At 61.3% G+C, this 12328-nt stretch carries 9 protein-coding genes; all 9 read right to left on the bottom strand.

The features are described 5' to 3' along the window. The 9 genes from pgaB to PspS49_RS00795 all read right to left on the bottom strand — a co-directional run bounded on the left by pgaB (position 1) and on the right by PspS49_RS00795 (position 12298). Entirely contained in the window at positions 1-1998 is a 1998-nt protein-coding gene (gene pgaB / locus PspS49_RS00835) for a poly-beta-1,6-N-acetyl-D-glucosamine N-deacetylase PgaB (RefSeq protein WP_160037728.1), read from the bottom strand. 12 nt (positions 1999-2010) lie between these two features. Beyond that, a complete protein-coding gene (gene pgaA / locus PspS49_RS00830) occupies positions 2011-4491 on the bottom strand; it encodes a poly-beta-1,6 N-acetyl-D-glucosamine export porin PgaA (RefSeq protein WP_160037726.1) in 2481 nt (826 codons plus the stop codon). A 250-nt stretch (positions 4492-4741) separates the two neighbouring features. Continuing rightward, positions 4742-6247: a YdgA family protein gene (locus tag PspS49_RS00825; RefSeq protein WP_160037715.1), complete on the bottom strand. Its 1506-nt coding sequence runs from the start codon at positions 6245-6247 to the stop codon at positions 4742-4744. Between the two features lie 289 nt (positions 6248-6536). Further along, entirely contained in the window at positions 6537-7172 is a 636-nt protein-coding gene (locus tag PspS49_RS00820; RefSeq protein WP_095113887.1) for an NADH:ubiquinone oxidoreductase subunit N, read from the bottom strand. Positions 7173-7265: 93 nt separating this feature from the next. After that, complete coding sequence (locus tag PspS49_RS00815; RefSeq protein ID WP_160037713.1) at positions 7266-8708, bottom strand: efflux transporter outer membrane subunit; 1443 nt, start codon at positions 8706-8708, stop codon at positions 7266-7268. After that, positions 8705-9607: an HlyD family secretion protein gene (locus PspS49_RS00810; RefSeq protein ID WP_127925377.1), complete on the bottom strand. Its 903-nt coding sequence runs from the start codon at positions 9605-9607 to the stop codon at positions 8705-8707. The genes PspS49_RS00815 and PspS49_RS00810 overlap by 4 nt, the downstream gene beginning before the upstream one ends. Beyond that, the gene (locus PspS49_RS00805) at positions 9604-9813 is read right to left on the bottom strand and encodes a DUF1656 domain-containing protein (RefSeq protein WP_007917703.1); all 210 of its coding nucleotides are present in this window, start codon (positions 9811-9813) and stop codon (positions 9604-9606) included. Before PspS49_RS00805 ends, PspS49_RS00810 begins: the two co-directional genes overlap by 4 nt. After that, on the bottom strand, positions 9810-11873 hold the full coding sequence (locus PspS49_RS00800) for an FUSC family protein (RefSeq protein ID WP_127925376.1): 2064 nt from the start codon (positions 11871-11873) through the stop codon (positions 9810-9812). Before PspS49_RS00800 ends, PspS49_RS00805 begins: the two co-directional genes overlap by 4 nt. Beyond that, the gene (locus tag PspS49_RS00795) at positions 11870-12298 is read right to left on the bottom strand and encodes a MarR family transcriptional regulator (protein ID WP_127925375.1); all 429 of its coding nucleotides are present in this window, start codon (positions 12296-12298) and stop codon (positions 11870-11872) included. The genes PspS49_RS00800 and PspS49_RS00795 overlap by 4 nt, the downstream gene beginning before the upstream one ends. Positions 12299-12328 lie beyond the last annotated feature (30 nt).

Here is a 12328-nt window from a genome sequence, read left to right as displayed (position 1 = left end):
TTATGGATTCCATTTGTTGGAGAGCGCAGGCCTTACGGTTTTCAGGTCCGGCAGGTTGTCGAGGAAGTTGTCCGGGTAGTAGCCGAAACTGGTCGCGCCCTGACGCTTGAGACGGCCCATCCAGTCCGCCAGAAGGGCACCGTCGATGTCGGCCTGATCCTTTTTCGTCCAGTCCCGTGCTTGCAATTCGAACACCGTGCGATCCAGCGCGCCGGGGCGTTTCCTGACCGTGGCCACCAGCGCTTCCAGCCACGGGCCGGACTCTGCCTGGGTCTGTTTTTCCATCAGCGGCATGGCCATCGGCGCGGTCCAGTCGTAAGTCACAAGGAAGTCATCTAGGTTCTGTGCGTACCATGCTTCGCTCTCGGGATTGAGCATCGGTTCGGCGAAGATGTTGCGTGCGGTCTGCACTTGCGGACCGCGAATCGCACGGACTTTGGCGGTCAGCTCGTTGGTGAAGTCAATGAGGTATTGGCTCTTGAAGCGCGTCCAGCGCTGCATCGCTGCCGGATCGTCGCGCAATGCGGCAATCGAACCCGGCAAACCGTGGGCAGCGTAGGCTTTCAAGGCTTCAGGACCGGCATCTTCGAAATCCGACAGTACCGCGTCGTCGTGGTAAAGAATGCCGTTGACCGAGGTCAGGCGCGCCACGTCTTCGTAGATTTCACCGATGATCCGTCGCACTTCAGGATCGAACGGCGACAAGCGTTGGTACTGATCCGGATCCACCGAGGTGATGCCGGTTTTCGGGTCCCAACGGGTCACGCGCGGCAGTTTCGAGTCGAGACCAAAACTCAGCACCGGCATCCACGCGAAGACCTTCACGTTAGCGCGGGTACGCAGTTGCCAGGCGACGCGGTTAAAAATATCCGCACGCACCGGCAAGTGACGGTTGGGGAAGTACAGCGAATGCACCAGGCCATCGCCCTTGGGATCGGCGAAGGCTTGCAGGAACACCGTGTTGGCGCCCAAGTCAGCGATGCGCTGCACCAGTTTTCCGAGGTTGATGTCCTGCTGCGCCGGATCCGGGTCGTAAACGTTGTCCAGATCAACATGCACAACGCGCATGACGAAATCCGACTGCACGTCGACGATACTGTTGGCGAAACGCTCGCCGTCAGGATCCGAAGCGACAAGAAAGCGCGGGCTGCTCATCAGGTTGTCGAGGGCGTCGAGACCGTCTTCGAGGGTCAGGGCCATTTCGTAGCCCTCCTCGCCGACCACCGTCAGCGATGTGCCGTCCGCCGCGCCATACGGCCAGACCCAGACGCGTGGTTTCTTGCCGGTGACCTTGCGGATTTTTTCCGAGATGCTGTTCACGTCAGTGCGGATCCGCGCCTGGAAATCAGCCTCGGATTCATAGCGTCTGGTCACTGGGTCATAACGCCGGGTGGCCGCCGCAGGCTGCAGGTTGCCCTGCGGGTTGGCCAAAATACCTTTGTGATTGGCGTCGGTGTGAGCAGCGATTTCCACCAGCCCGGAGTGTGAGATTTCGCGAATCTGATCCCAGGTCAGAAAGTCGGAACGCGCACGCGGAGCACCGGCGAAATCCACTGGCTGATTGAGCGGCGTGTCGATCCAGCTGCCGACCGGCGCCAGCAGCGCGTGCCAGTTATAGGCACGCAGCACCGGTAGCACGCGAGTGTAGAAGCTCGAATAACCGTCGTCGAAACTGAGCAGAATCGCTTTCGCCGGCAGCTCCGGGCCGCCCTTGCGCGCAGCCATGATCTGGTCGACGGTGACCGGTTTGTAGCCGTTCTCGCGCAGCCAAGCGAGTTGCTCGATCAGGCGCTCGGTGCGCACCGCAACTACGGCCTGATCAGGATCGCGGTCTTCAACGTCGTGATAGGCAATACCGAGCACGTGGTTTTTCGGCCACGGTTTTTCGCTGGCCGCCAGCGGACGCTCGGACGGCGGCGCGAAGGCCGGAGCTTGCTGGGCGCAGGCGCTGACCAGCAGCGCTCCCAGCAGAAGGATGAAACGCGAAATCAAAGGCATCTTCAAACTCTTCTAGAAGCGGAAAGTGAGGTCGACGAGCAGACGCAGATCGGTCTCCCGATCCCCGTCGTAGGGCCGGTTGATCACACTGAGCAAACCGCCCACCTCGAACACGTCGTTCCAGGCATAGCGCTGGCCGTAACCGAGCAACGCCATGCCGCCGGTGCCGTGCTCACGCTGGCTGTACGTCCCCGCGCCGGCCTGGAATTGTTGGCTCCAGGCCGTTTCGTAGCGGTGGTAGAGCACGTGATTGACGTTGACCAGCGGCATCACGCTGAAGTCGGATTTGGGGTTGAAGTACGGCACGTCATCGGACTTGGAGTTGTGGCTGGTGCCGACTTCCAGTCCCGCATCGACCTGCACGTTCGGCGCGCTGTAAACGCCCTCGCGGCCGGTGAGCAAGGCTTCGACGCGGTTGTTGCCGTCACTGAAGTGCGACGGGCTCACCGACAGGCGCCACTCGCGACTTTCATTGGCGCGCCAGCGAATGAAACCGCTGCCGCCGTTGCCCTTGATGTCACTGTTGAGCGCGCGCAGCGGGGTCTCTGCCGAGAGGTATTCAAGGCTGCCGCCGTACTGCCAGTGATCGTTGATGTCACGGGCGATCGCCAGCCGCGCACCCTGTTTGTCGCCGAAACCGTAATCGTGATTGGACACTTCGGCTTCAAGGGTCATGTCACGAGTGCGGCGTTCCAGGCCGACTCGCTGAAAGCGGTGGTGCCCGGTGCCTTCGGCGAAGTCGCCGGTGGCATAACCGACGCCGGCGAAGACGCGCCAGTCTTCATCGATCGGCGAACTATACAGGGTGGTCTGGATGCCAAAATCGCGGCTGCCGCTGACGGCTCCGGCATCGCCACTGCCGCCACCGTTGGCCTTGCCGCCGTAGGCTTCGACGCGCAGTTCGGACATGTCATGCACTTCACGTTCGCGGGCCAGACGCTGCACTTGGCGGTTGTCCGGATAACGGGCGACGACATCGTCGGTCAGCACATCCATCTGCCGCCATTCCTGCAGTTCCATGGCTGTGTGGGCTTGACCGATTTCCAGGCCCATGTCGCGCGGCACCATGCTCTCGGTTTCCTTGAGCTGGTTTTCCGCGCGACGCGGCCATTGGCGGGCCAGGTACAGATCGGCCTGAGCGAGGCGCAAGCCGATGTTGCCCGGCGCCTGATCGACCAGGGTTTGCAAACGCTCCTCACCGTGCGGCAAGTCGGAACCGTAAGTGCCGGCCTGAGCAGCGAGTTGCTGGGCGTCCATCCATTCATCGTTGGGGTTGCCAATGGGCAGCCCTTTGAGTTCGACACGCGGGCGCTGGGATTTGGCAGCGTCCTCGGCGACTTTGCGCGCCTCATCAGCGCGGTCGCTTTCCAGCAGCGAGTAGTACAGCGCAGTGGTGTCTACGAGTCGATCACCGACATCGGCGTCCGGCGCCGCCAGCACTTGGCGATACAGGTCGGTGGCGATTTCCGGCTCACGCTGATCCAGATAAGACGCGGCCACCCAGCGCAGGGCATAGGTCGGAATCCTCACGCCCTCGGCTTGCAGCTTCTGGTATTCGGTGATGACGTCGGCGGTACGCGCCCGGGCCTTGAGCGCGCCCATGCGGTCGATGCGCCAGCGAATCACGTCGTCGTGAGCGGTCGCGTCGGGTGTCCAGCTGGCGAGCAGTTTGTCGTAGTCGGCCAGCGCGCGATCGGCGATGACGTAGCGTTCTTTTTCACTGCGGGTGGCGAGTTCGGCGAGGCGCACGCGCTCGGCGGCCAGATCGCCTTCGAGGCGACGCAGGGTCACCGGATCGATCAGGCCCGGACGCTGATTGGCCAGACGCAGCGCTGGCTCCGGCAGACGCGCCTTTTGCAGGGCGATCACGTATTCACGGGCGACTTCCGGTTTGCTGCCGGAGCGTTTGAAGGCCTGATCGTATTCGAACAGGGCGTCGTAAGGTTTGTTGTCACGGGTCAGGGCGTAGCCCAAGGCGAGGCGGCGCGACGGATCATCAGGTTTGGCCGCCACCAGCGCTTTGGCGCGGCTCACCGCTTCGTCGGGTTTACCGGCGTCAGCCTGAGTCAGGGCCAGGCCCAGTTGCAGGTCGGCGTTATCCGGCTCCAACGCCAAAGCCTTGTTGTAGACCTGAGTCGCCTGATCCCAGCGCTTGAGGTTGCGGTAGGCGCGCGCAGTGGCGGTCAGCGCCTGAACCGGCAGCACGCGGTCGCGGCCCTGGGTTTCATAGACCTGCACCACTTCGGCGTCGAGTCCGGCCCAACTGGCGATCTGCAGGTGATCGCTGATCTGCCCGGTGGTCGACTGGCCGAGCGGCACCTGACGCAAAACCGTTAGCGCAGGTGTGGTTTGCCCGGCACGGGCGTCGCGCACCATCTGATCGTAGGGTGTGTCGGCAAACGCCAGCGCCGGCCAGAGCAACTGGCTGCACAGCGCGACTCGAAACAAAGGGCGTAAACCACGATGTAATACGGGAACATCAATCCGCGGCATTCGTCAGCATCCTTACATGGCCAGCCGGGTCGCAATGCCCTCCTTGCCCTTTCGTAACGGTGGCCGCCAATGCACATGCAACGGCCAAGCTTAGTCAGGCAGTTTTGCACGCAAGCGCAGAGCAATATCCAGAACACAATAATTGTTCAGAATCGTGCTGGCGGTTCAGCCGAAAACCCGAACGCCAGACAGCAAAACGCCCGGCGTCTGTGCGATACAGAGGCCGGGCGTTGCTATCAAGAACGCAGGATTACTGCACTTGCGTGACGCCGGCGAACTTGTTCATCAGGAAGCCGACGAACTGCTCGACGGTCATCTTCTGGCCGTTGAATTCGACCTGATTGGCGGCGTAATGCAACTTGGTCACGACGTTGCTGCCGTCGACGACCGCCAGCTGCGAACCGACCGCCATGCCGGCGAACATATCGGCCGCTTCCTTGGACTGATCGACGATCGCCTTGGCGTCAGTCTGACCATCCAGTTGCGCCTGCACGCTGAGCAGATCGACCAGCATCGGCTTCGATACCTGAATATTCAGGTCCAGCAACGCGATCAGTTGTTTGCCCAACTGATCCGGCGGCAGATCCATCGATTGCGGTTTGGTCAGGTCGATCACCAGATTGGCCTTGCTCTCGCCATTGGCGGTGTTGAACGAGAGATTTTCCAGCGCAAACTGTGGGCCGGCGGCCAGCAGTTTTTGCAGATCGGCTTTGACCTGCGCATTTTCCGCTTCGGTCAGGTTCAGCTCTGGCGCTGGCAAGCCTTGGGCTGCTGCCTCGGCGGCAGCTTTTTCATAAGGCTGCAATTTGGTCTGGTAGATCTGCATCAGTGACATCGTCGACGGGATGTCGAGGTTTTTCAGGCTCATGGCCATGTTCGCCGAGCCGACTTTCTTGTCATTGAGGCTGACTTCGCCAATCTTGTAGTCAGCACGACCCGAGGCATTGCTGCCGTTTTCTTCGGTGAGGTTCTTCATTTCGAAGTTCTTCACGCCAAGCACCGATTGCTTGGTGCCGAAGGTGGTTTTGCTGTTGGTCAGCACCAGGGTGTTTTCCCCGGTGTAGTAGCCATAGCTGCTCTTGGCGAGGTTGCTGGCCAGGGTCAGACCGTTGAGTTCGACCTGCACCGGCGCTTGGTCTTCAGCCACGGTGACCAGTTTCAGGTTGTCCATGTAGCCGTCCGCCTTGACCTTCTGCGCTTTGGCATTAGCAGAGATATTCATGGTCAGGCCGGAGAACTTCAGGCTCGACTGCTCATCCAGCGCAGTTTCGAACGGCAGCAGGTCGAGGGTGCTGGTGGTCGATTCGTCGTAGCCGAGGCTGGTCACGCCTTTGAGCGGCGCGGCGCCCTTGGTGGCGGCGAACCACTTCTCGGTGGCCGGGTTCTTTTCCAGCTCGTAGTTGCTGGTGGCCATGACCGGCAGCCATTTCAGCGAAACCAGACGCGAGAACGGCAGCGGGCCATGTTCGATGTGGTCTACGAACAGCAGTTCGACCGGCGCATCACCAAACATCTCGCCTTCGCCTTTGAGGCGGTAGTGCGCGGTGCTGGTGAAGGTGTGGCGTTCCAGCGACACCAGCTCCAGCGATGCGGTGCCGTTGGAGCCGGCCATCGCGGTTTGCAGCTCTTGGTTGGCGTTGGTGACGGCGTTGTTCAGCACGCCTTCGATCTTGGTCCCGGTGTACCAGGCCCCGCCTGCGCTGATCGCGCCGATGGCAACAACAATTCCGAGGAGCACGCCTGCTGATTTATTCATGAATGACCTGATCGATTTCCGTGGCTGTGAGTGTCGTCTTCCCTGAACCCGTGACCGGGTCGCGGCTCGACTGCGCTGAATTCAGCGGTGGAGATTAGCACCGGGCGCGTGAGCTGGCCCAATGTTTAAAGGTTAAAGAGTGTCTATGGGAATTGTGGACAGTCGACAGGCGGGAAGAGTTTCGGTGTTTTTCAGTCCGCCTTCGCGAGCAGGCTCGCTCCCACAAGGACAACACTGTACCTGTGGGAGCGAGCCTGCTCGCGAAGGGGCCAGATGATTCAGCAGAGAATCAGGAATACTGAACCTCGATCTCATCCAGCTGATGATCAAAGCTTTTCAGCCGCGCGGTCCAGGTGTACACCAGCACTTCAAAGTCCCGATCAATCACCGCCCCGCCCGGCCCGTCGGCGCGCGGGTCGCAAAAATCCAGTTGATAGCGTTCACGGGCCATAGCCGTGGCGACGTCGGACAATTCCCGGGCATTGTTGAGCCAGTGCCAGCCCTCGCCATCAATCTGCTTGTCGAGTTCCAGACACTGCTTTTTCAGCGCTTCGAGGCTTTTTTCCAGTGGCGTGCCGGTGAGCTCGCCCATGACCTCGGCGAAGGTCCGCCCGGGTTGCCAGTAGCTACCCCAGAAATACCGGTCGAACACGGTTTCGACCCGGCGCAGAGCGACTTTGGTGTCCCAGATCAGCACCAGAGTCTTGCCTTGTTCAAGCTGCCGTTTCTTGACCCGTTGCACCTGAACCGACGCCCACGCCACGACGACGATTGCCATGACCGCGATCAGCGCGACGGCGCTGTCGAGGAAGACCATGGCCTTGTCGATCTGGTGAGCCAGCATGATGCCGTAGAAATAAGTGGCCGAGAGCAGCACCAACGCTACCAGGGCGCACCAGAAGCCGAGAGCGTAAGGGTTTTTCATTATTGGTTTCCCCTAGACCAGCGCTAGCAATGTGCGCTGAAGGGGCGCTGTGCACGGGGCGCCCCTTCAACACTTCAAAGCATAGCAACGGCCTCAGGGTTTGCTGGCGCTTGTCGCGTGCGTTCGTCCGCTTTCCCAGCCGCCGCCCAAAGCGAGGAACAAATCGATCTGACTCATCGCAACCTGGGTGTTGGCGGCGGCCAATTGCGCGGTCACATCGGTGTAGGTGCGGGTTGCTTGCAGGTCAGCCAGGAACGACTCGCGGCCGGCCTGGAAGAAGCGGTGGGTCTGGTCGGCGGCCAGTTTCGCCGATTGCTCGGCATCGGCCAGCGCATCACGGCGTTGCAACAGCGCGCTGTACTGGGCCAGACCGGTCTGGGTTTCGCGAATGGCGTTGAGCACCACGCCGTCGAAGTGCGCCAAGGCGCCTTGGGTCGCCGCTTCTGCCTCGCGGATTCGCGCGCGGGCGCCGTTGGTCGGAACCTTCCAGCTCAGCGATGGGCCAAAGCCCCAGCGGTTGGTCGACGGATCACCCAAGTCATCGATGAGACCAACAGTGCCGATGGTCGCGCCGATACTGATGTCCGGATACAACTCGCCAGTGGCGACGCCGATCCCGGCGGTCGAAGCGGCCAGACGACGTTCGGCCTGGCGAATGTCCGGGCGACGTTTGAGCAGCGCAGCGCCATCGCCGACTGGTACCAGTTGGGCGATTTTAGGCAGTTCTGCGCAGGTAGCGGTACCGGCCGGCAATTGATCGACCGGTTTCGCCAACAGCATCGACAGACGGAACAGCCCTGCCTGACGCGCGGCTTCATAGCGGGGCAGTTCGGCGCGCAAGGATTTGAACTGGGTTTGCGAGCGGGTCACCTGAGTTTCATCGCCACGTCCAGCGTCGCGCAGACGCTGGGTCAGCGTGGTGCTTTGCGATTGCAGGTCGAGGGAATGCTCGGCGATTTCCCGTTCTTCGTTGGCCGCGCAGACTTGGGTGTAAGCACGCACGACGTCTGCCACCAAGGTGATCCGCGCCGTGTCTGCCGCGGCCTGGGTCGCGTCGGCATTGGCCTTTGCGCCTTCGATGCCACGCTGCAATGTGCCCCACAGATCGAACTGATAAGAAGCGCTGATGCCGATGTCGCCGACGTTATCGACCGGGACTTTTTCCGGCAGCAAGAATGCCTGACCAGACTCTTGCAAACGCTGCGCGCCCATCTTCACGCCTGCGCTCCAGCCGCCCGCGGCTTCGGCCTCATCGACCTGAGCGCGAGCCCGCTGCAGGTTCGCCGCCGCGACGCGTAAATCGGTGTTGGAGGCCATGGCCTGCTGCACCAGTTGATCCAGCCGCGCATCCTTATAAAGACGCCACCAATCGGCCGGCACCGGCGCCGAGACTACCGGTTTGCCGGCCACGGCCAGTTCACCCTGAAAATCCTTGCGCTGCACCGCCGCATCCTCAGGCACCTGATAGTCCGGCCCGACCATCTGACAGGCCGAGAGCATCACGCCCAACCCGGCGATCATCAGCGCCCGGTTCATTGCACGGGCTCCTGCTTGCGGTCGTCGGCTTTCTGATCGTCGATGATCGAAACGGTGGCAGTGCGCCCGGCGATCATGCGGAAATCTGCCGGCACATCATCAAAGGCAATCCGCACCGGAATCCGCTGCGCCAGCCGCACCCAGCTGAATGCCGGGTTAACGTTCGGCAGCAAGTTGCTGCCGCTGCTGCGGTCGCGGTCTTCGATGCCGGCGACGATGCTTTCGACATGCCCACGCAGTTTGGCGCGGTCGCCGATCACGCGGATATCCACCGACTGGCCGACATGAATTCCGTCGAGTTTGGTCTCTTCGAAATAGCCGTCGATGTGGAACGAATTGCTGTCGACCACCGACAATACCGGACGCCCGGCGGTGACGAACTCCTGCGGACGCGGCGCGCGGTCGTTGACGTAACCGTCGACTGGGCTGCGGATCACCGAGCGGTCGAGGTTGAGCTGGGCGCTGTCCACGGTGACCATGGCTTCGGCCAGTGCCGATTGCGCGCGGGCAACCTTCGATTGGCTTTCTTCCAGTTGCTCGGCGGGCACCAGGTTGCCGAGACCACGGTTACGCTTGGCTTCGCGCTGGGCCTGAGCGAGGGTTTCTTCGCGGTCGGCGACAGCCGCTTTGGCCTGACGCAGCGCCAGTTTGAAGCGATCCTGATCGATGCTGAACAGTACCTGGCCACGCTTGATCAACTGGTTGTCTTTCACTTCAACCTGCTGGATCAATCCGGACACGTCCGGGGCGATCTGGATGATGTCGGCGCGAATGTGGCCGTCACGGGTCCACGGCGCAAACATGTAATACATCACCATGCGCCAGACGAGGACAACGGCAAAAGTCACGATCAGCAGGGTCAGTACCACGCGACCGATGGTCAAGAACGGTTTTTTCATGTCATCAGGTATCGACTGAGTGAGTCCACGCCGTACAGAAGCACGGCGTAGAGGGCCACGTTGAACAATGCCCGGTGCCAGACCAGACGGTAAAAGTGCACGCGCGTAAGCACGGCATGCACCAGCAAAAACAGCACATAAGTGATGCCCATCAACACCAGCAGGGTCGGCAGGAAAATGCCGCTGATGTCCAGATCACCGATCATAGGGGCGCTCCATCGGGCAGCGGTTCTTCGGAGTCGGCACTGGAGACGAATTCGACGCCGGGCAACAGCGCCAGACGCAAACCGCTCAAGGCGTGCAACAGATTCAGACGGGTTTCATCGTCGCCGTGGCCATTGAGTGCGCGACGAGTGCGATCGAGGGTCATCAACAACGGCGCTGGCGCCGGCAAGCGTTCGCCGGCCTTGAGGCAGGCGCGGAAATACTCGCCGACTTCACTGACCACTTGCTGCAACAGCGCGTTCGGCGCGCCGGTCACCCGTGGGGTGTAGGCGAGCAAATCGAGCAGGTTCAGGCCGACGCGCACTTCGCGCATGGCGATGCCGGTGTCCTGGCCGGTGAGGGCCAGACGCGGCAGGTGCTGCATCAGTCGATCGAGCAACTGCACGCCCAATTTGCGGTGTTCGGCAAGGTTGGCCGGTTCGGTCATATGGACGATGTCTTTCCAGCTGAAACGGGTCAGGCGCTTGGCCGCCAGCTCGGCGCCGAACGGACGCGCCACCAGCGTCCAGATGAAAGCGAACAGCAGGCCGATCGGTCCAGCGAGGTTGGAGTTCACGAAGGCGAAAAAATCCGCATCGTAAGCGCCCTGAATGCTGATGAACGACGAGGTGTTGACCAGCGTCAGCAGCATGCCGAGGAAAAAACGCGGCTGCACCGTCAGCGTGCCGACGCAGATGAACGGGATGGAAAACGCCAGCACCAGCATCGGGAAGTCATGCAGGTTGGGCAGAATCAAAAACAGATAAAGGCTGGCGAACAGCACCGACATGCCGGTCCAGAAAAAGAACCGGTAAATCTGCGGTGCCGGGTCGTCCATCGAGGCGAAGAAGCTACAGGCCACCGCCGCCAGAATCACTGCGCTACCGCCGTCCGGCCAGCCGAGCAGAATCCACAGCACCGAGGCGGTGATGATCGCCAGAACGGTCGAGGCCACCGAGTAGAGCATCAGCCCACGATCAATGAACGGCGTCAGACGACCCAGGCGCCAGTGGCGATACACCGCGCGCCAGCTGTCCTGGCGTTCGCAAAGAATCGCGTCCTGCAGACTGCGACAGTCCTGCCATAAATCGATGAATTCGCCGAGGCGATAAATCGAGTTGGAGAACAGCAATTGCCTGCGATCCTCAAGCGCCTCGACGCTCGGTTGCAGGGCTTCGAGCTGATCTTTCAGCGCTTGCCAGCGGTCGAGATCAGCATCTTGATGACCGAGCCATTCACGGGTCGCGGCCAGCAGCGGTGCGAATTTTTCGACCAGCTCTGGTGTGCGCCGCTCTAGGGCGTAGAGCGAATCTTCCAGCGCATCGATCACCGGTAATAGATGAATCATCCGCCCGCGCAATTCTTTGGTGTTGCGCACGGTTTGCGGTCGCGCGCCTTCGTGGGGCAACTGGCCGATCATCAATTCAAGGCTGTTGAAGTTAGCGACCATGGCCATGCGCAGTGCGGTGACTTCTTCGGGCTGCACATCGCGGCTGAGGAATTTCAGGCTATAGGTCGTTGCGTCGGCGAACCACTTGCTCACCGCGTCGTTGAACACCGGCGCCAGACGGCGTGGCCAGAACATCGCGCCGACCACCGCAGCCACGGCGATGCCGAGGAAAATCTCTTCGGTCCGCGCTTCCGCCACGTCCCACACCGCCAGCGGGTTATCCACCACCGGCAAGGCAATCAGCGGCAAGGTGTAACCGGCAAGCATCAATGCGTAGTTGTTGGCCGTGCGCAGTTGCAGAGACAGGAACAGCAAAATCCCCGTCCACAGCGCGATGACTACCACCAGCACATACGGGCTCTGCACAAACATCGGCACGAAAAAAACCGCCGCCGCGGCACCGAGAAAGGTACCGATGGCACGGTACAGCGCCTTGGAACTGGTCGGCCCGAGAAACGGGCTGGAGACGATATACACCGTGGCCATCGCCCAATACGGACGCGGCATTTGCATGAGCAAGGCGATGTACAGCGCAATCATCGACGCTGCAAAAGTCCGCACCCCGTAGAACCAGTCACGGGCCGGCGGAATGCCGGAGAAAAAACCGTTCAAGAATTGACCACCAAAGGCGGACTGGCCGCCTCAAAAGCTCTGAGTACCCGAAGCGTAGCTTCCAGATCGCTTTGCTCGATGCCTTCGAGCACCTCGTGACGCAAGCGCACCAGTTCGATCTCCACCGCTTGCACCAGTTCACGCCCGGTGTCGGTCAGGCTCAGGCATTTGGCCCGGCGATCCTGGGCATCTTCGGTGCGGCAGACGTAGCCGGAATGACACAACTGATCGAGCAGACGCACCAGCGACGGACTCTCCATCCCGGCCGCCTGCGCCACTTGCACCTGGCGCACGCCCTCGCCCAGACGCCCGATCATTAGCAGCGGGACGGCGCAGGCTTCGGAGATTCCATAGTTGACCAGCGTGGTCTGGCAGATCTTCCGCCAATGCCTGGCGGCCACCACCATGGCACTGCTGATGTTCATCTGGAGAGCGTCGAGATCGTTCGGCAAGGG

The organism is Pseudomonas sp. S49, assembly GCF_009866785.1.
Lineage (GTDB): Bacteria > Pseudomonadota > Gammaproteobacteria > Pseudomonadales > Pseudomonadaceae > Aquipseudomonas.
Note: the sequence above shows the minus strand (reverse complement) of the source record. Positions and strands in the feature narration are given on the sequence as shown.